This is a genomic window from Bacillus toyonensis BCT-7112 (assembly GCF_000496285.1).
In the GTDB taxonomy this organism is placed as follows: domain Bacteria; phylum Bacillota; class Bacilli; order Bacillales; family Bacillaceae_G; genus Bacillus_A; species Bacillus_A toyonensis.
Genome location: NC_022781.1, coordinates 4,315,392 through 4,334,488 on the forward strand (window position 1 = coordinate 4,315,392; position 19,097 = coordinate 4,334,488).

Annotated in this window: 15 protein-coding genes, 3 pseudogenes and 1 other annotated feature (1 of these 19 only partly in view); of the genes and pseudogenes, 15 read left to right on the forward strand and 3 right to left on the reverse strand. The window is 36.1% G+C overall.

Going from position 1 to position 19,097, the window contains the following annotated elements:
- Positions 1-45 (forward strand) — a binding site (T-box leader) (it extends 195 nt beyond the left edge of the window).
- A 151-nt stretch (positions 46-196) separates the two neighbouring features.
- From ilvE to ilvA, 6 genes and pseudogenes are all read left to right on the forward strand, one after another.
- A complete protein-coding gene (gene ilvE, locus BTOYO_RS22145; RefSeq protein ID WP_000528151.1) occupies positions 197-1,096 on the forward strand; it encodes a branched-chain-amino-acid transaminase in 900 nt (299 codons plus the stop codon).
- A gap of 22 nt (positions 1,097-1,118) precedes the next feature.
- Positions 1,119-2,834: an acetolactate synthase large subunit gene (gene ilvB, locus BTOYO_RS22150; RefSeq protein WP_000392600.1), complete on the forward strand. Its 1,716-nt coding sequence runs from the start codon at positions 1,119-1,121 to the stop codon at positions 2,832-2,834.
- The gene (locus BTOYO_RS22155; protein ID WP_000019908.1) at positions 2,831-3,043 is read left to right on the forward strand and encodes an ACT domain-containing protein; all 213 of its coding nucleotides are present in this window, start codon (positions 2,831-2,833) and stop codon (positions 3,041-3,043) included. Before ilvB ends, BTOYO_RS22155 begins: the two co-directional genes overlap by 4 nt.
- Positions 3,044-3,057: 14 nt before the next feature.
- The gene (gene ilvC / locus BTOYO_RS22160; RefSeq protein ID WP_000861153.1) at positions 3,058-4,071 is read left to right on the forward strand and encodes a ketol-acid reductoisomerase; all 1,014 of its coding nucleotides are present in this window, start codon (positions 3,058-3,060) and stop codon (positions 4,069-4,071) included.
- Positions 4,072-4,117: 46 nt separating this feature from the next.
- Positions 4,118-5,790: pseudogene (gene ilvD, locus BTOYO_RS22165) on the forward strand (dihydroxy-acid dehydratase).
- A 31-nt stretch (positions 5,791-5,821) separates the two neighbouring features.
- Entirely contained in the window at positions 5,822-7,084 is a 1,263-nt protein-coding gene (ilvA, locus tag BTOYO_RS22170; RefSeq protein ID WP_000250553.1) for a threonine ammonia-lyase IlvA, read from the forward strand.
- Positions 7,085-7,147: 63 nt separating this feature from the next.
- Here the strand turns inward: ilvA and BTOYO_RS28055 are convergent.
- Both BTOYO_RS28055 and BTOYO_RS22175 read right to left on the reverse strand, forming a co-directional pair.
- Positions 7,148-7,355, reverse strand: a pseudogene (locus tag BTOYO_RS28055) (hypothetical protein).
- A 52-nt stretch (positions 7,356-7,407) separates the two neighbouring features.
- Complete coding sequence (locus BTOYO_RS22175; RefSeq protein ID WP_000854521.1) at positions 7,408-8,511, reverse strand: CapA family protein; 1,104 nt, start codon at positions 8,509-8,511, stop codon at positions 7,408-7,410.
- Positions 8,512-8,739: 228 nt separating this feature from the next.
- Here BTOYO_RS22175 and BTOYO_RS22180 point away from each other — a divergent pair, with 228 nt between their 5' ends.
- The 3 genes from BTOYO_RS22180 (at position 8,740) to BTOYO_RS22190 (ending at position 11,708) form a co-directional block, all read left to right on the forward strand.
- Positions 8,740-9,456 carry a DUF554 domain-containing protein gene (locus BTOYO_RS22180; RefSeq protein WP_000236016.1) on the forward strand — a complete coding sequence of 239 codons (717 nt, stop codon included), beginning with the start codon at positions 8,740-8,742 and terminating at the stop codon, positions 9,454-9,456.
- A gap of 18 nt (positions 9,457-9,474) precedes the next feature.
- The gene (locus tag BTOYO_RS22185) at positions 9,475-10,326 is read left to right on the forward strand and encodes a GNAT family N-acetyltransferase (RefSeq protein WP_000503621.1); all 852 of its coding nucleotides are present in this window, start codon (positions 9,475-9,477) and stop codon (positions 10,324-10,326) included.
- Positions 10,327-10,493: 167 nt separating this feature from the next.
- A complete protein-coding gene (locus BTOYO_RS22190) occupies positions 10,494-11,708 on the forward strand; it encodes a multidrug efflux MFS transporter (RefSeq protein WP_000179320.1) in 1,215 nt (404 codons plus the stop codon).
- Between the two features lie 55 nt (positions 11,709-11,763).
- On the opposite strand, the gene BTOYO_RS22195 is transcribed toward BTOYO_RS22190, so the two are convergent.
- Complete coding sequence (locus BTOYO_RS22195) at positions 11,764-12,525, reverse strand: DODA-type extradiol aromatic ring-opening family dioxygenase (RefSeq protein ID WP_000982911.1); 762 nt, start codon at positions 12,523-12,525, stop codon at positions 11,764-11,766.
- 205 nt (positions 12,526-12,730) lie between these two features.
- Between BTOYO_RS22195 and BTOYO_RS22200 the strand changes: the two genes are divergently transcribed.
- The 6 genes and pseudogenes from BTOYO_RS22200 to BTOYO_RS22225 all read left to right on the forward strand — a co-directional run bounded on the left by BTOYO_RS22200 (position 12,731) and on the right by BTOYO_RS22225 (position 18,717).
- Positions 12,731-13,654 carry an alpha/beta hydrolase gene (locus tag BTOYO_RS22200; protein WP_001102585.1) on the forward strand — a complete coding sequence of 308 codons (924 nt, stop codon included), beginning with the start codon at positions 12,731-12,733 and terminating at the stop codon, positions 13,652-13,654.
- 157 nt (positions 13,655-13,811) lie between these two features.
- A pseudogene (locus tag BTOYO_RS22205) lies at positions 13,812-14,496 on the forward strand (5'-methylthioadenosine/adenosylhomocysteine nucleosidase).
- A gap of 227 nt (positions 14,497-14,723) precedes the next feature.
- Positions 14,724-15,167 (forward strand): GNAT family N-acetyltransferase, encoded by a 444-nt coding sequence (locus BTOYO_RS22210; protein WP_001167038.1) that lies wholly within the window; start codon positions 14,724-14,726, stop codon positions 15,165-15,167.
- 27 nt (positions 15,168-15,194) lie between these two features.
- Positions 15,195-15,554 carry a YunG family protein gene (locus tag BTOYO_RS22215; protein WP_000342905.1) on the forward strand — a complete coding sequence of 120 codons (360 nt, stop codon included), beginning with the start codon at positions 15,195-15,197 and terminating at the stop codon, positions 15,552-15,554.
- A gap of 53 nt (positions 15,555-15,607) precedes the next feature.
- On the forward strand, positions 15,608-16,933 hold the full coding sequence (locus tag BTOYO_RS22220) for a bifunctional S-methyl-5'-thioadenosine deaminase/S-adenosylhomocysteine deaminase (RefSeq protein WP_002038396.1): 1,326 nt from the start codon (positions 15,608-15,610) through the stop codon (positions 16,931-16,933).
- Between the two features lie 155 nt (positions 16,934-17,088).
- Positions 17,089-18,717, forward strand: a complete 1,629-nt coding sequence (locus tag BTOYO_RS22225) for a peptide ABC transporter substrate-binding protein (protein ID WP_000823488.1) — start codon at positions 17,089-17,091, stop codon at positions 18,715-18,717.
- Positions 18,718-19,097 lie beyond the last annotated feature (380 nt).

Consider the following 19,097-nt stretch of genomic DNA (forward strand, 5'->3'; position numbering starts at 1 on the left):
AAGTGTAAGGAAGCTGAGTGGTACCACGATTCCCTCGTCTCAGCAATGGATTGCTACAAGTATGTACGTAATCGATTGTTGAGATGAGTATATTTTTAAGATTTATATACTGAATATTCTGTTAAAATACTTATCTCAGCAATCGATGTAGAAATAGATTGCAAAAATAGAGAGAAAAAAAGAGGAGCGATGTGAGATGGGTAACCAGTACATTTATATGAATGGGGAATTTGTAGAAAAAGAAAAGGCAGTTGTTTCAGTATATGATCACGGTTTTTTATATGGAGACGGTGTATTTGAAGGGATTCGTAGTTACGGAGGAAATGTATTTTGTCTAAAAGAACATGTGAAACGATTATATGAATCGGCGAAATCTATTTTACTGACGATTCCAATGCCGGTAGAAGAAATGGAAGAGGCCGTTTTACAGACACTTCAAAAAAATGAATACGCTGATGCCTACATTAGATTAATTGTTTCAAGAGGAAAAGGGGATTTAGGGCTTGACCCGAGGACTTGCGTGAAACCGAGCGTAATTATTATTGCAGAACAATTAAAGTTATTCCCTCAGGAATTTTATGATAATGGACTAAGCGTTGTATCTGTAGCATCAAGACGTAATACGCCAGATGCATTAGATCCACGTATTAAGTCAATGAACTATTTAAATAATGTACTTGTAAAAATTGAAGCAGCGCAAGCAGGCGTACTCGAGGCGCTTATGCTTAACCAACAAGGATATGTTTGTGAAGGGTCTGGAGATAATGTTTTCATTGTGAAAGATGGAAAAGTGCTAACACCTCCTTCGTATTTAGGGGCGCTAGAAGGTATTACGAGAAATAGTGTTATCGAGTTATGTGAGCGTCTTAATATCTCGTATGAGGAAAGGCCATTTACTCGCCATGACGTATATGTAGCAGATGAAGTGTTTTTAACAGGAACGGCAGCAGAGTTAATCCCAGTTGTAAAAGTTGATTCTAGAGAAATTGGAGATGGGAAACCAGGAAGTGTAACGAAACGATTAACTGAAGAGTTTAAAAAATTGACGAGAGAAAGAGGAGTACGTGTTCCAGGACTGGCGGAAAGTTTAGCGTAGAAAGGGAGAGGAGTTAATCGAAATGGAGGAACAGTATACAACATGTGAGAAATTACAGTGCGAAGAAGTGACAGGTGCCGGACACGTTATTCAATGCTTGAAAAAATTAGGTGTAACGACTGTTTTCGGTTATCCGGGCGGAGCGATTTTGCCAGTATACGATGCGTTATATGGAAGTGGATTGAAGCACGTTTTAACTCGTCATGAGCAAGCTGCCATTCATGCGGCTGAAGGGTATGCGAGAGCTTCTGGAAAGGTCGGGGTAGTCTTTGCTACCTCTGGCCCAGGAGCGACGAATTTAGTTACGGGCTTAGCAGATGCTTATATGGATTCGATTCCTTTAGTTGTTATTACAGGGCAAGTTGCAACGCCTTTAATTGGTAAAGATGGATTTCAAGAAGCTGATGTTGTCGGAATTACTGTATCTGTTACGAAGCATAATTACCAAGTTCGTGAAGTAAATCACTTATCACGTATCGTGCAAGAAGCTTTTTACATCGCTAATAGTGGGCGACCGGGACCGGTATTAATTGATATTCCAAAAGATATTCAAAATGCAAATGTGACAAGTTTCTTTAATGAAGAAGTTAACATTATAGGATATAAACCGGAAGTTGTACCAGACAGTATGAAACTGAGAAAGGTGGCTAAAGCAATTTCAAAAGCAAAGCGTCCCCTTCTATATATTGGAGGAGGTGTCATTCATTCAGGTGGATCTGAAGAACTCATCAAGTTTGCAAGAGAGAATCGTATTCCTGTCGTTTCAACTTTAATGGGACTAGGTGCATATCCGCCGGGAGATCCATTGTTTTTAGGAATGCTCGGTATGCATGGTACGTACGCTGCAAATATGGCAGTAACAGAATGTGACTTACTACTTGCTTTAGGTGTTCGCTTTGATGATCGTGTAACAGGAAAATTAGAACTCTTTTCTCCGCATTCGAAAAAGGTACATATTGATATAGATCCTTCGGAGTTCCATAAAAATGTAACTGTGGAATATCCGATTGTTGGAGATGTGAAAAAAGCGTTACAAATGTTGTTGCATATGCCAATTCGTACACAAACAAATGAATGGCTTACGAAAATAGAGGAATGGAAGGAGGAATATCCTCTTTCCTACAATCAAAAAGAAGGTGAGTTAAAACCACAGCATGTTATTAGTCTAGTAAGTGAATTAACGAACGGTGAAGCAATTGTCACGACAGAAGTAGGACAGCATCAAATGTGGGCTGCTCACTTCTATAAAGCGAGAAAACCTCGTACTTTTCTTACCTCAGGTGGATTAGGAACAATGGGATTTGGTTTCCCAGCAGCTATTGGTGCCCAGCTTGCTAAAGAAGAAGAACTTGTCATCTGTATTGCGGGCGATGCTTCTTTTCAAATGAATATTCAGGAACTGCAAACAATTGCAGAAAATAACATACCTGTAAAAGTATTTATAATAAACAACAAATTTTTAGGGATGGTAAGGCAATGGCAAGAAATGTTTTATGAGAATCGTTTATCAGAATCAAAAATTGGATCACCTGATTTTGTAAAAGTAGCAGAAGCATATGGAGTGAGGGGGCTAAGAGCAACAAATGCAACAGAGGCGAAAAAAGTGATGTTAGAAGCTTTTGCGCACGAAGGTCCTGTCGTAGTTGATTTTTGTGTAGAAGAAGGTGAAAACGTATTTCCGATGGTTCCGCCAAACAAAGGGAATAATGAAATGATGATGAAGAGGTGGGAAGAATGAGTCATACTTTTTCACTAGTTATCCATAACGACCCAAACGTCTTATTACGCATAAGTGGAATTTTTGCTCGGCGTGGTTATTATATTTCTTCATTAAATTTAAATGAAAATGAAATGGAGTTAACAACAGTTTGTACAGAACAAGAAGCAACATTACTCATCAGTCAGCTGAAAAAATTAATCAATGTACTACAAGTAAACAAATTATAAGGAGTGTATGGAATATGAAAACGTATTATGAGCAAGATGCAAAAGTAGAGTTATTACAAGGGAAGACAGTTGCGGTAGTCGGATATGGATCTCAAGGTCATGCCCAAGCACAAAATTTACGTGATTCTGGTGTGGAAGTTGTAGTTGGCATTCGTCCTGGTAAGTCATATGAAGTAGCGAAAGCTGATGGGTTTGAAGTAATGTCCGTTTCAGAAGCGGTTCGAACCGCACAAGTTGTACAAATGTTATTGCCGGATGAACAACAAGCACATGTTTATAAAACAGAAGTAGAAGAGAATCTTCGTGAAGGGCAAATGTTACTTTTCTCACATGGATTTAATATTCACTTCGGACAAATTAATCCGCCAAGTTACGTAGACGTAGCGATGGTCGCACCAAAAAGCCCAGGTCATCTCGTTCGCCGTGTATTCCAAGAAGGAAATGGTGTTCCGGCATTAGTTGCAGTGCATCAAGATGCAACCGGCACGGCATTACATGTAGCTCTTGCATATGCAAAAGGTGTAGGTTGTACACGTGCAGGTGTAATTGAAACGACATTCCAGGAAGAAACAGAGACAGACTTATTCGGTGAGCAAGCTGTGCTTTGCGGCGGAGTAACTGCACTTGTAAAAGCTGGTTTTGAAACGTTAACTGAAGGCGGATATCGTCCTGAAATTGCATACTTTGAATGTTTGCATGAATTAAAGTTAATTGTTGATTTAATGTACGAAGGTGGATTAACGAACATGCGCCATTCTATTTCAGATACGGCAGAGTTTGGAGATTATGTAACAGGATCAAGAATTGTTACAGATGAAACGAAGAAAGAGATGAAACGAGTACTTACAGAAATTCAGCAAGGTGAATTCGCGAAAAAATGGATTTTAGAAAACCAAGCAGGTCGTCCAACATACAACGCGATGAAAAAAGCAGAACAAAATCATCAGTTAGAAAAAGTAGGAACAGAGCTTCGTGAAATGATGAGCTGGATTAAGGAACCAGAAAAGAAAACGTTAGTAAAGAAATAGATTAAGAGAATATAAGTGAAAAATACGTAAGAGGGGATTTGACAAGATGAGAAGCGACATGATTAAAAAAGGTTTTGATAAAGCGCCACATCGAAGTTTATTAAAAGCAACTGGTTTGAAAGATGAGGATTTTGATAAGCCGTTTATTGCGATTTGTAATTCTTTTATTGAAATTATTCCAGGGCATAAGCACTTGAACGAGTTTGGGAAACTTGTAAAAGAAGCCGTTCGTGCAGCAGGTATGGTACCATTCGAATTCAATACAATTGGAGTAGACGATGGTATTGCGATGGGACATATCGGTATGCGTTATTCGCTACCGAGTCGTGAAATTATTGCAGATTCAGTAGAAACGGTTGTAAATGCACATTGGTTTGACGGCATGATTTGTATCCCAAACTGTGACAAAATTACGCCAGGTATGATGATGGCAGCTCTTCGTATTAACATTCCGACTGTGTTTGTTTCAGGTGGACCGATGGCAGCTGGGAAAACATCTAAGGGGGAAGTTGTTGACCTTAGTTCTGTTTTTGAAGGGGTAGGAGCTTATCAATCTGGGAAAATTTCAGAAGAAGAATTAAAAGATATTGAAGATCATGGCTGTCCATCTTGTGGCTCTTGTTCCGGCATGTTTACAGCGAACTCTATGAACTGTTTATGTGAAGTATTAGGTTTAGCCCTTCCTGGAAACGGTAGTATTTTAGCAATTGATCCAAGACGTGAAGAGTTAATTAAACAAGCAGCAGAGAAACTGAAAATTTTAATTGAAAGAGATATTAAACCGCGTGATATTGTAACAGAAGAAGCAATTGACGATGCTTTTGCACTTGATATGGCGATGGGTGGATCAACGAATACAGTATTACACACGCTAGCACTCGCACAAGAGGCAGGGCTAGATTATGATATGAGCCGTATTGATGCTGTTTCAAGACGTGTACCGCATTTATGTAAAGTAAGTCCAGCTTCTAACTGGCATATGGAAGATATTGATCGAGCGGGCGGAATTAGTGCAATCTTGAAAGAGATGAGCAGAAAAGAAGGGGTACTTCATTTAGACCGTATTACGGCTACTGGGCAAACATTAAGAGAAAACATTGCTCATGCAGAGATTAAAGATAAGGAAGTGATTCATTCTCTTGAAAACCCTCATAGTGAAGAGGGGGGCTTACGTATTTTAAAAGGAAATCTAGCGAAAGATGGAGCGGTTATTAAAAGCGGGGCAACCGAAGTAAAACGATTTGAAGGACCTTGCGTTATTTTTAATTCACAAGATGAGGCATTGGCTGGCATTATGCTTGGGAAAGTGAAAAAAGGAGATGTAGTTGTCATTCGTTATGAAGGGCCAAGAGGCGGACCGGGTATGCCTGAAATGTTAGCACCAACATCAGCAATCGCTGGAATGGGATTAGGTGCTGAGGTTGCATTATTAACGGACGGACGTTTCTCTGGAGCTTCACGTGGCATTTCGGTAGGGCATATTTCACCAGAAGCAGCTGCGGGTGGAACAATCGCACTACTTGAACAAGGGGATATTGTATGTATTGATGTTGAGGAACGCTTGCTAGAAGTAAGAGTGAGTGATGAGGAATTAGAAAAACGTAAAAAGAATGGAAACGACCAGAACCGAAAGTGAAAACGGGCTGGCTTGGACGATATTCTCAGATGGTAACATCGGCGAATACAGGTGCAGTTCTAAAGGTGCCGAATTTTGATTGAGTCAAAATAAAAGAGATAAGGATGATAGAAAATGGTGCAAAATGTGAAGGAGAGAGTGAAGATTGAAGATATCCTTATGGCTCATAACTGTATGAAGGATATCGTCATGAAAACGCCCTTGCAACGTGATAAGGTTTTATCTGAAAAATACGAATGTGAGGTGTATATTAAACGAGAAGATTTGCAAGTAATTCGGTCTTTCAAAATTCGCGGTGCATACAATTTAATTCAAAGTTTGTCGAAAGAACAATTACAAAATGGTGTTGTTTGTGCAAGTGCTGGCAATCACGCACAAGGAGTTGCGTATACGTGTAATTTATTAAATATTCCATCGAAAATCTTTATGCCAACAACGACACCAAAACAGAAAGTATCACAAGTTCAATTTTTTGGTGGTAGCTTTGCAGAAATCATGTTAGTTGGCGATACATTTGATGGTGCTTTTCAAGAAGCGCAGCGCTATTGTGAGGAAAATAGGATGACATTTGTGCATCCGTTTGATGATCCGTATGTAATTGCAGGGCAAGGAACAGTAGCTGTTGAAATTATGCACGATATGGATAAGGCAGTTGATTATCTCTTTACAGCAATTGGCGGCGGTGGGTTAGCATCGGGTGTAGGTACATATGTGAAAGGTGTTAGTCCAGCTACAAAGGTAATTGGTGTAGAACCGATGGGGGCTGCATCTATGAAAGAGGCTTTCCTTCAAAACGAAAATGTAGCATTAGAGAAAATAGATAGTTTTGTTGATGGAGCAGCTGTCAAAAAAGTAGGGAAGTTAACATTTGAAACTTGTAAAGATGTCATTGATGACATTGTTTTAGTACCAGAGGGAAAGGTTTGTACGACGATTTTAGAACTGTATAAGAAAAATGCAATTGTAGCTGAACCGGCTGGTGCACTCTCTATTGCAGCACTTGATTTATACAGGGATGAAATAAAAGGTAAAACAGTTGTATGTACGCTAAGTGGTGGAAATAATGATATTGATAGAATGCAAGAAATGAAAGAACGTTCTCTCATTTACGAAGGGTTAAAGCATTATTTCATCATTGAATTTCCACAGCGTTCAGGTGCGCTAAGAGAATTTCTTGATAAAGGATTAGGACCAGAAGATGACATTACGCGCTTTGAGTATATTAAGAAACATAATAAAGAAAATGGTCCAGCGCTGGTCGGGGTAGAATTAAAACATAAAGAAGATTATGAGCAATTAATTACTCGTTTTAAAGAAAATAATATTCAATTTGTGGAGCTTAATAAAAATCCTGTTTTGTTTGATTTGCTTATTTAGTAGAAAAAATAAAAAAAGATAGATACAAGCAAGGAAAATGCTACTTGTTCTATCTTTTTATAGTTAAACGAAATACTCTCCAAATTCATGAAGGAGAAAGCTAGTTAACCAAAAATATATCGCGATACGAATGATTATGTACAATGAAAATTCAAAGGGAGAAAGTTTTCTTTCTCCCTTTATTTTTTTAGTAGTCTAACAGAAAAAAGGAGCATAAAAGCAGGATGGCTATAAATATTCTAAGAACGTTTTCTAACAAGTCTTTCAGTATGTCTATCGACTATTCTGTAGTATTTGTTACAGAGAAATAGATTTCGTGCTGTTTAGTTACGTGTGTTTATTATTTTTCCAGTACTATCAATTTCTACATCAGTTGAAACCGTTTGTAAATATTGTAGAGCTTTTTTCTTTTCTTCTTCATTTACTGGGGAAACTTGGTTATTACGAATGATGTAAGGGTTAAATGACATTTGGATATCCTTTCCTTTAAAAGCTAAAGTTAAGACGCCAGTTTCTGCACTTTTTCCATTCACATAACTCGGGAACAAAAAGTTACCTAATGAGTAAGCAATAGGAACTTTATTATAATACTCAAACCCTTGTAACCAATGCGGGTGACTTCCGACAATAGCGTCAGCACCTGCTTCAACCATTTTAGGTACATATTGTTTTTGGTATTCTACTGGACGATTTGATTTTTCAACGCCCCAATGCATATAGACGATTAAATAGTCTGCATCTTGTTTTTGCTCCTTAATTGTTTTAGTTACAAGATTTAAATCATATCCGTTCGCAACGCCAGGTTTATTGTCACCAGCTACCCAATTAGAATCAGGCATAAATCGAACGAAGGAAAGAAATTTGAACTTTTTCCCTTTTACGGTCATTTCTCGTGCAGTATATGCATCTTTTGCATTTTTTCCGGCCCCGATGTAAGGGAACTTTAATTTTTCTACGTGAGAGATAGTGTCTAATAATCCATCTTGCCCATAATCAAGTGTATGGTTATTCCCAATATTTACGATGTCATATCCAGTGTTTTTAATGGCTTGTAGTGTAGATGGATCACTTTTAATCCAAAACAATTGCCCAGGTGCTTTCTTTTCTCTCGTTGTAAAGGCCGACTCTAAATTAACAAAGGAAATATCTGCTTTTGTTATTTCTTCTTTTACATGTTGGAATGGATAATCAGCCCCGTTTTTTTCGATAATAGGACGTAATTGCCAATCGAACATTGTATCACCAGAGAAAGTGAGTGTAATTTCCGGGTCTTCTATTTTCTTTTTGCTTTTTGTAACTGTTTTACTAGATTTGCTTTGCAAATCGGGTTTGTCTTTCGCTTTTGAAATAAAAGAGTAGTTGATTAATACAACAATTGGTGTAATACAAAAGGCTATTAACAGAAATCGTTTTAGTAAAGTTTTCATATATACCTTCCTTTTGAGTTTATCCCGTTATTGAAAACTTCCGCATTTAGATTAAAATGAATCCACTAAAGGTAGTTATCGAAATATGTATAGTTACAAAAAAACGGGTTATAGTAGTGAAATTCATTTGTTAATATTCTCAATATTAAGTTAACATATAGATAACTTGTAAATCAATGTGTAAACCAAAATATAGAAATAAAGAATTCGAAAGGTGAAGAATGAGAAATGGTTATATTAGGGGCAGTTGTAAATGGCATTTGTATTATATTCGGTACTTTACTTGGTAAATTATTTAGTAAGATTCCAGAAAGTATGAAGGGAACAATTATGCATGCAATCGGTTTAGCGGTTACTGTACTTGGCCTTCAAATGGCATTAAAAAGTGAAAACTTTCTTGTTGTGATTCTAAGTTTAGTTATTGGTACTGTAATTGGGGAATGGTTACAATTAGAAGAAAAGTTAAAACTGTTAGGAGATTGGTTAGAAAATAAAGTTGGATCGAAGGGGAAAGGGAGTATATCAGAAGGGTTTGTAACAGCGACGCTTATTTTTGCAATTGGCGCGATGGGGATACTTGGTGCATTGGACAGTGGAATTCGCGGAAATCATAATATTTTATTCACAAAGGCGATTATCGATGGATTCATTTCGATTATATTAACGACAACTCTAGGAATCGGCGTAGTATTTTCAGCGATTCCAGTTATTTTATATGAAGGTGCTATTGCCATTTTTGCAACACAAATTAATAGTTTTGTCCCGAAAGAATTAATGAATCAATTTATAGTGGAAATGACAGCTACGGGCGGCATTATGATATTCGCCATTGGATTAAACTTACTTGGATTTATTAAAATTAAAGTAGCGAATTTACTTCCAGGTATATTGGTAGTTGGAGTAATTGTTTCAATTATTTATGGTTACGGTTTGTTAGTAAAGTAGTTGAGGATGGAGATACATATGGGGGAATTCCAATTTACAAAACGTGTTCATAAAATACTGGAGATTGCAGCAAAAGAGACTAAATATAATATAATTCAACCAGTTCATCTTTTTATCGGCATGTGTAAAGAAGGTACAGGAGTGTGCGCAGAGTTATATATGTATTTGTTTCGTAAAGTTGGCACGGATTTTTTAGAAGAACTTTCTTTACAAGAACAATATGAAATAGAGTACATAAAAATAGAACAATATAAATTAGCTAATAAAACGCTAGAAATTTTGCAAATAGCGAAGAAACGTATGGAACGTTTTCAGCAAGTATTAATAAATGAAGGACATGTAATATATGCATTATTTCGTTTAGGTATAGTGAGTGAAAAAGTTATAAACAAAGAAATACAAAAAGATGTGTTACGTATTATAGCTGAACCAAGAGATTTGGCGGTGGATTTAAAATGCTTTGATCCCATTTATAATAAATTATCTTGTAATGTTAGAAGAGCTAGCTCTGCTGATTTTGAAACATTAGTACGTTTTGTTACGTGGAAATTTGGTGAACGCTGGTTACAGTCGATAGATTATGGATTTCGGACATATAAAGAAAAGGTACCTATTTATATTGCAAAGCAGGGCGAAGCGATAGTAGGTTTCGCTTGTTATGATGTAGTCAGGGGAAAGAAAGGACTATTTGGTCCGATGGGGACAGCGAAACGAAATCGTGTGAAAGGTGTAGGGAAAGAATTGTTGCATCATTGTTTATATAATATGAAGCAAGACGGATATGAATATGCAATTATTGGACAAGCAGGTCCGATTGAGTTTTATGAGAGAAGTTGCAATGCTCGTTTAATACCGCTAGAAGATAATTGACCAACTCCATATAGGGGAGTTGGTTTTATTATGAGAAAAATGTGGAATTTACATGGTTTTTGCTAGGAAATAGCGGCTTTTGTAATGAATATTACGTCTAAATCAAATTACTAAACTTTTTACAAGAAAAGGTGTAGAATGGGTATCGAATGAAAGAAGGTGTGAAAATGGCCAGCTGGAAACGAAATTTAATGATTTGTTGGCTAGGTTGTTTTACCACTGCAGCCGGTATGAGTTTAGTAATTCCTTTTTTATCTTTTTATATTGAGGAGTTAGGAGTGACTGGCACTTCGAGTATTGCACAGTGGTCGGGACTTGCATTTGGTGTAACATTTTTAATGGGTGCGATTGTATCACCAATATGGGGAAAGCTTGGTGATATACATGGACGGAAATTGATGCTTATACGTGCTAGCCTTGGTATGGCGGTTATTATGACGCTTATGGGGTTTGTAACGGATGTGTATCAACTAGTCGCACTTAGATTTTTGATGGGAGCAGTATCTGGTTTCCTTTCAACCGCAATGACATTTATTGCAGCAGAAACTCCGGAAGAGCATTCAGGTTGGGCAATTTCCACAATTTCAACCGGGGGCGTGAGTGGCTCATTACTCGGACCATTACTAGGCGGTTATTTGTCTGAGTTAATTGGAATGCGTCATGTCTTTCTTGTTACAGGAGCTTTCTTATTCCTTTCCTTCCTCATCGTCTTTTTCTTCCTACATGAAGAAAATCACTCTGCTCAAGCAAAAAAGGTACAGCAAAAAAAAGTATGGACGATGGTCCCAGCAAAGCATGTAATTATTAGTTTATTTGTAACAACATTTATTATTCAACTTGCCAATATGTCAATTCAACCTATTATTACATTGTACGTAAAGAATTTGGAAGGACCAGGAACAGATCATATCGAAATGATTGCAGGGGCAGTTATGTCTGCGACAGGATTAGCAGTTATTTTGGCAGCGCCTAAATTAGGAAGATTATCAGATCATATCGGTCCTCAAAAAACATTAGTAGTAGCATTGTTTGCTGCAGGGATTATCTTTATCCCGCAAGCATTTGTAACCTCAGCTTGGCAACTATTAATTCTTCGATTTTTATTAGGTATCGCACAAGCAGGATTATTACCTTCCGTACAAACTCTACTAAAACAACATACGCCAACCCATGTAACGGGACGAATATTTGGATATAATCAGTCGTTTCAGTTTTTAGGAAATATGATTGGTCCAGTGCTTGGGGGGCAAATTGCAGCTCATGCAGGCTTCCAATATGTTTTCTTCTCTACATCATCACTATTATTTATTGCATGCATTTGGGTTTATTTTCATAATAAGAACGAAGAGGTATCAGAGAAACAACATTTGGAAGTTAGTTAACTAAGTGAATGAAATAGAAAAAAGGATGAAGCAATGAATGCTTCATCCTTTTTCTTTAAAATTGAAGGCAAAGATAACTTAATGTACCAAGCTCGTAACTACGGTGAATGACTTTTCCGTCACTTTCACCACTGCCCATAGCGATAAATAAAGGAACAAAATGTTCTGCTCTTGGTACTGCTAATTGTGCATGAGGCGCATTTTTCTCCCAATTAAACAATGCATCTTTATCGTTATTCTGCATATGTTTCATAATCCAATCATCAAATTCAATTGCCCATTTTTCAGGTGTAGTTTGATTCCATTTCAGTGCTCGTAAATTATGAACGGTAACGCCACTCCCGATTACTAAAATATCTTCTTGTCCAAGTCCTTTAAGTGCTTCTCCAATTTCAAATTGTTCTTTTGCAGAAAGGAATGGATTTACTGATATTTGCACGACAGGAATATTTGCTTCTGGATACATGCGGTGCAGGAGTGTCCATGAACCATGATCTAAACCTCTCGTCATATTATGATGGACTGAAATACCTTTGTTCTTAAATTTTGTTTCTAACATAGATGCAATGCTAGAAGAGCCTTTCGCACGATATTTGATTTCGTATAACTCAGGGGGAAAACCTCCAAAATCATAAATTGTTTCGTACTCGTTATCTGATGAGGAAATCGTTAATACTTCACTTTCCCAGTGAGCAGTGAAAATAACAATTGCTTTCGGTTTATATGTTTCTCCAAGTGTTTTTAAAAATCGTGTATAGTCTGTATCTTGAATAGCAAGCATTGGTGAACCATGTGCTAAAAATAGTGATGGCATCATAATAGAAACCTCCTAAAAATATAATAATTACTTTATGTAAGTAACTATATAATTTTATTGGTTATTCGTCAACATAATAGTTTGATAGCTAATCGGAAAAGTACAGTATTTGTCATAATGAAAGCAATTGCATATAATACATAATAAGAATAATGAACGGATATTCATTATTTTGAGATACATAATAGAGTTGGGGGCTGACGAAATGAACGTACAGGAAAGTTTCGTTACGGCATTGGATGGATCGGAAATTTATTTGCGTAAGTGGTTACCAGAAGGAGATCCGAGAGGAATTATTCAAATTGCACATGGCATGACAGAGCATGCAGGGGTGTATACAGAATTTGTAGATGCTTTATTGGAAGCAGGGTATGGTGTTTATGCGCATGATCATAAAGGACATGGGAAAACAGTAAAAAAAGAAGAAGATTATGGTCATTTTGAACCAAATATAGGGTGGAATCAAGTTGTATCGGATGTTATCTTTGTTTCAGAAAGGATAAAAGAAGAGCAGTCAAGTCCTTTGTTTTTACTAGGACATAGTATGGGTTCTTTTTTATCAAGACGTGCTGTACAACTTAGGGGTGAACTATATGATGGATTTCTGATTTCAGGAACAGGTGGAAATCCAGGGCTTTTAGGGGCTATTGGTCATAAAGTAGCAACAATCGAAATGAAATTGCGTGGGGCAAAAACGAAAAGTCCAGTGCTAAACTTTTTATCTTTCGGAAACTTCAATTCGAACTTTAAGCCAAATCGTACGAAATTTGATTGGTTATCTTCAGATATAAATCAAGTTGATAAATATATCGCGGATCCGTTATGTGGATTCATTTGTACGACGAGTTTTTATAGAGAACTGTTTTCTGGTGTATTAGAAGTAAATAAACTAGAAGAATACAAGAAGACGCCAAAACATCTTCCAATACATATATTCTCTGGTGATCGTGATCCTGTTGGAGATATGGGAAAAGGTGTAAAAGAAGTTTATGAAAACTATAAAAAATGTGGTGTGAAAGATGTTACACTACGTTTATATGAAAATGGAAGACATGAAATGTTCCATGAAGTGAATAGAGATGAAGTGTTTAAAGATTTAATTTCTTGGTTAGATGCGCATAATAAATGAGAATGAAAGCTAAGCCCAAACTGTTTGTAGTTCGGGCTTATATTTATAGATAGTACGGATAGTCGCTAATGGAGTTTGCGTAGCGGCTATATATATTTGAAGATCGATTGAATGCCTATATAAGTTTTATATATAAATTTAGTGAGGAGACGAGTGTATGAAATTTGGAATTATTGGGCCATCAGAAGATGAAATTATGCCTTTTATTGAAGATATGTCTAATAAAAAAATAACGAATCTTGCGATGTTAACGTTTCATAGTGGGACATATGAAAATGTAGAAGTTGTTGCATTATATTGTGGTGTATGTAAAGTTAATGCAGCTATTGCAGCTCAAATATTAATAGATAAGTTTAATGTGACGCATATTATTGTAACAGGTGTTGCAGGAGCAATCGATAAAGTATTAAAAATTGGAGATACAGTCATTTCAACAGAAATTGCGTATCACGACGTGGATGAAGGAATATTAACTGAATATCATCCATGGATGGAAAGTGTATATTTTAAAACGGATAGTAAACTTCTTGAATTAAGCCGAGCAGTAATCGAGAACAATCAATTTACCCAAAATGATTATTTCGGAAAGATAGTTACTGGAGAGGCTTTTATAAGTGAGAGTGGCCGTACAGAAATAATTTCTACATACAACCCACTTTGTGTAGATATGGAAACAGCAAGTATAGCTCACGTTTGTTATGCCAATACGATTCCATTTATAGCAGTTTAGATCTATAACAGATACAGAAGAAGCGTCTGGTATTGAAGTATTTGAAGATAATTGTGTTTCAGCTTCACATCATTCCATTCATTTTGTTAAAAAGTTACTAGAATCGTTGTAAAAGACATAGCTCTACTTTGAGAAAAAGCGAGTACTGAACTATAAGAAGCACGTGTAATACTGCTCTGTAGTGAGTGTTCGCTTTTATTTTATGAACTAAATGCGTGGAGATGTAAGTATTGCAGCGAGGGATAGTAAAGATATTTATAGAATAATTGTAAAGTATCGTATTTTACTATGGAATGTGAAAATAGAACTACAAGTAATAAAAGAGAGGATAAATAAACTATGCAAATACGAGAAGCTGCATTAGCAGAAGCAAATGAATTAAGTGAATTCGCACTACAATCAAAAGCAACGTGGGATTATAGTGAAGAATTCATATTTGCTTGTAAGGAAGATTTAACAATTACAGAAGAATACATAAAAAATAATTTTGTATATGTTTTAGAAAACGATAATGCGAAGATTGGTTTTTTCTCATTTTTACGTAATGATAAAGCTCTCGATTTTTTGTACATTCATCCTGATTACAAAGGAAAAGGTTACGGGAAAATACTTTGGGAGTATGTAATAGAAAAAGCCAATGAACTAGGATTAAAAAGTTTTACGATTGATAGTGATCCGAATGCAAAAGGATATTACTTGAAAATGGGAGCACAGTTAATAGGAGAGACACCATCAACTGTCTTTAAGGGTCGTTTACTGCCTCTTTTGAAATATGATGTGTAAAACTACTAATAGTAGGGGAAGATTAGAATGGATGATGTAAAGGAAAAAAGAATATATGAAGCACTAATAAAATCGTGGTCGATTGAAACAAGTTCAAAGTGGACAATTGAAAATCCAGCAAAGGGACAGTGTGGTGTAACGGCTCTAGTCGTTCAAGATATATGTGGAGGGAAAATTAAAAAGACAAAAATAGGGGGCGTGTGGCATTTTTATAACTTTATAGATGGACAGAGGTTTGATTTTACAGAGGCTCAATTCAATGAAAACCTGAATTATTTGGATGTGGAATCAAATCGGGAAGAAGCATTTGCAGATACAAATGAAAAACAATATAGCATTTTGAAGGGAAAAATAACGAAAGAATTCAAATTATCTTTTGACTCTTAATCTTTAATAAGTTACTATAATGGTGGTAACTTATTAAAGGGAACTTCATAGAGTTGAAAGGGGAAATACTTTTGAAAACAACTTATGTAAACGCTACAATTGTAACGATGAATGAACAAAACGAAGTGATAGAAAATGGATATATCATTGTAGAAAATGATCAAATTATAGATGTAAAGAGCGGAGAATTCGCTAATGATTTTGAAGTAGATGAAGTAATTGACATGAAAGGAAAGTGGGTTTTACCAGGGCTTGTAAATACACATACACACGTTGTAATGAGCCTTTTAAGAGGTATTGGCGATGATATGTTATTACAGCCGTGGCTTGAGACGAGAATTTGGCCACTTGAAAGTCAGTTTACTCCAGAGCTTGCGGTCGCTAGTACGGAATTAGGATTACTTGAAATGGTGAAAAGTGGTACGACATCATTCTCTGATATGTTTAATCCAATTGGAGTAGATCAAGATGCAATTATGGAAACGGTATCAAGGAGTGGAATGCGCGCTGCTGTTTCAAGAACTTTATTTAGCTTTGGAACGAAAGAAGATGAAAAGAAAGCAATTGAAGAAGCTGAGAAATATGTGAAGCGTTATTATAACGAAAGTGGAATGTTAACTACGATGGTTGCACCACATAGTCCATATACATGTTCCACAGAACTGTTAGAAGAGTGCGCACGTATTGCAGTAGAAAATCAAACTATGGTTCATATTCACCTTTCGGAAACAGAGCGTGAAGTACGTGATATTGAAGCGCAGTACGGAAAACGTCCGGTAGAATATGCAGCAAGTTGCGGATTGTTTAAACGCCCAACAGTTATTGCGCATGGTGTAGTATTAAATGAAAATGAGCGTGCATTTTTAGCAGAACATGATGTTCGAGTAGCTCATAATCCGAATAGTAATTTAAAACTAGGTTCTGGTATAGCGAATGTGAAAGCGATGCTAGAAGCAGGAATTAAAGTAGGGATTGCAACAGATAGTGTTGCGTCTAATAATAATTTAGATATGTTTGAAGAAATGCGCATTGCAACTTTATTACAAAAAGGTATTCATCAAGACGCAACAGCATTGCCAGTAGAAACTGCTCTTTCTCTAGCGACAAAAGGAGCTGCAGAAGTAATTGGTATGAAACCAACTGGATCACTTGAGGTTGGAAAGTGTGCTGATTTTATTGCGATTGATCCGTCTAATAAACCGCATTTACAACCAGCTGATGAAGTGTTATCACACCTTGTATATGCAGCTAGTGGAAAAGATATAAGTGATGTAATTATTAACGGAAAACGTGTCGTTTGGAATGGTGAATGTAAAACGTTAGATGAAGAGCGTATTATATTTGAAGCAAGTCGTTATAAACGAGGTTTACAAAGATAGGTATGTGCAAGTTGTTTGAAAAAGCTGTCCTTTTTTAAAAAGGACAGCTTTTTTCTTGAGCGAATAAATATTCAATATAATGTCGCATCTTTCTGTTAATATTTCTGTTATAATATATAACGTTTATAATATTTTATTTTTAAGGAGAACAATTCATGAAGCGAAAAAAGAGCCATTTAATGGTAATGGCAATTATTACATCTTTATTTTTAACAGCTTGTAATAATAAAGCGAATAAAAGTGATGCAGAGGCTAAAAAACAAGTGTTAAATGTAACAGTATCAGAAGAAATTCCTTCACTTGATACTGCAAAAACGATGGATGGGACATCATCACACGTTATGCAAAACATATTTGAAGGGTTGTATGTGCTAGATGATCAAGATCATCCTATTCCAGCAGTAGCAAAATCGTTTAAAAGAAGTGAAGATGGTAAAAAATATACATTTGATTTGCGTAAAGATGCAAAATGGTCAAATGGAGACAATGTAACAGCAAATGACTTTATATTTGCATGGAAACGTGCAGTTAACCCGCAAACGGCATCTCAATATGCGGACATGTTCTTTCATGTGAAAAATGCGAAAGAAATAAATAAGGGAACAATGTCACTTGATGAACTTGGGGTTAAAGTTATAAATGATTATAAGTTAGAGGTTGAACTTGAACAGCCAATTCCGTATTTTTTACAGTTGTTAGCACTGCCTATATACTTACCACAGCATGAATCATTTTTGAAAGAACAAGGAAATAAATACGGATTGGAACCTAGTAATCTCATATATAACGGCCCATTTGTATTAGAAAAATGGAAACATGAACAAGAGTTCCAATTAAAGAAGAATGCTACATATTGGGATCAAAAGAAAGTGAAATTAGACGAAATAAATTTTCATATTGTAAAGGATACAATGACGGCTGTAAATTTATATGAGGCCGGCGATTTGGATCGAGTACCTATTAATTCTCAAGTTGTAGACAAGTATAAAGGGAATAAGGAATTACATATGTCAAGTGATCCTGGAATCGCTATGCTACGTTTTAATGAGAAAAATAATGCGTTAGCCAATAAAAAAGTACGTCAATCTATCTCATTAGCATTAAATAAAGATGATTTTGTTGCTCACTTTATTAATAACGGGGCAAAACCTGCAAATGGACTTGTACCAGTTGGTCATATGAATGAAGAGACTGGCAAAGATTTTAGAAAAGAAAACGGAAATATTTCTTCATATGATTTGCAAAATGCGCAAAAGATTTGGGAAGAAGCGAAAAAAGAGCTTGGAGTAGAGCAAGTAAACCTCGGGTTTTTAACGTTTGAACAAGATAATGCAAAACGTATGGCAGAATATATAAAAGGTGATTTAGAAAAGAATTTGAATGGATTAACGTTACAAATTAAACAGCAGCCATTTAAGCAAAAGTTACAGTTAGAACAAACAGGTGATTACGATATAACGATGGCAAATTGGGGACCTGACTATAAAGACCCAATTAATTATTTAGAGTTATTTACGACGGGGAATCCGAATAATAAAATGAGTTACTCGAATTCTCATTACGATGATTTAATAAGGAAAGCGAAAAATGATTTTGTACTTGATCCGGAGAAACGATGGGAAGCGTTGCGAGAGGCTGAGCAGGTCTTATTAGAAGACGCTGCCGTGGCACCGCTTTATCATCTTGGTTCAGCTTATGTACAAAAGGATTATGTAAAAGGAATTGCAAAACATCAATTTGGTGGCGTTTATACTTATAAGAATGCTTATGTTGATAAGAAGTAAATAAAAAAACCTTACTTTTAAAAGTAAGGTTTTTTTACAGAGTGTTGGGAAACCCTTTAGGGTTGTTGCCAGCACATAAAAAAGATGAATGCGTAATTGTTGTTACGTATTCACAAAAAGTTGCAAAAAAATCAGATTGAGCAGTTTATTTAAGTAAAAAGAAGTTAGTAGTAAACGAAATTAAATAGCTAAGAAAAAAGCTCAATTTCTTACTTTTAATACTGAGAAACTGGTCAGTTATTAAAAAATTAGGGTATATTAACGGGGATTCATATTGGAACTAAGGTAGATCCATTTGGCTGTATTCTTAAGTTGTAGACTTAGAGATTGAAGCTGGAATTAATTATTTAATTCCTATTTCTGTACATAATATCGTGGGG

What these genes read in the sequence shown, in the direction of transcription:
- BTOYO_RS22225 (WP_000823488.1), top strand. Translation starts at nt 17,089, where the DNA reads ATGAAGCGAAAAAAGAGCCATTTAATGGTAATGGCAATTATTACATCT.
- BTOYO_RS22210 (WP_001167038.1), top strand. Translation starts at nt 14,724, where the DNA reads ATGCAAATACGAGAAGCTGCATTAGCAGAAGCAAATGAATTAAGTGAA.
- ilvA (WP_000250553.1), top strand. Translation starts at nt 5,822, where the DNA reads ATGGTGCAAAATGTGAAGGAGAGAGTGAAGATTGAAGATATCCTTATG.
- BTOYO_RS22185 (WP_000503621.1), top strand. Translation starts at nt 9,475, where the DNA reads ATGGGGGAATTCCAATTTACAAAACGTGTTCATAAAATACTGGAGATT.
- ilvC (WP_000861153.1), top strand. Translation starts at nt 3,058, where the DNA reads ATGAAAACGTATTATGAGCAAGATGCAAAAGTAGAGTTATTACAAGGG.
- BTOYO_RS22175 (WP_000854521.1), bottom strand. Translation starts at nt 8,511, where the DNA reads ATGAAAACTTTACTAAAACGATTTCTGTTAATAGCCTTTTGTATTACA.
- ilvB (WP_000392600.1), top strand. Translation starts at nt 1,119, where the DNA reads ATGGAGGAACAGTATACAACATGTGAGAAATTACAGTGCGAAGAAGTG.
- BTOYO_RS22195 (WP_000982911.1), bottom strand. Translation starts at nt 12,525, where the DNA reads ATGATGCCATCACTATTTTTAGCACATGGTTCACCAATGCTTGCTATT.
- BTOYO_RS22215 (WP_000342905.1), top strand. Translation starts at nt 15,195, where the DNA reads ATGGATGATGTAAAGGAAAAAAGAATATATGAAGCACTAATAAAATCG.
- BTOYO_RS22190 (WP_000179320.1), top strand. Translation starts at nt 10,494, where the DNA reads ATGGCCAGCTGGAAACGAAATTTAATGATTTGTTGGCTAGGTTGTTTT.
- ilvE (WP_000528151.1), top strand. Translation starts at nt 197, where the DNA reads ATGGGTAACCAGTACATTTATATGAATGGGGAATTTGTAGAAAAAGAA.
- BTOYO_RS22180 (WP_000236016.1), top strand. Translation starts at nt 8,740, where the DNA reads ATGGTTATATTAGGGGCAGTTGTAAATGGCATTTGTATTATATTCGGT.
- BTOYO_RS22200 (WP_001102585.1), top strand. Translation starts at nt 12,731, where the DNA reads ATGAACGTACAGGAAAGTTTCGTTACGGCATTGGATGGATCGGAAATT.
- BTOYO_RS22155 (WP_000019908.1), top strand. Translation starts at nt 2,831, where the DNA reads ATGAGTCATACTTTTTCACTAGTTATCCATAACGACCCAAACGTCTTA.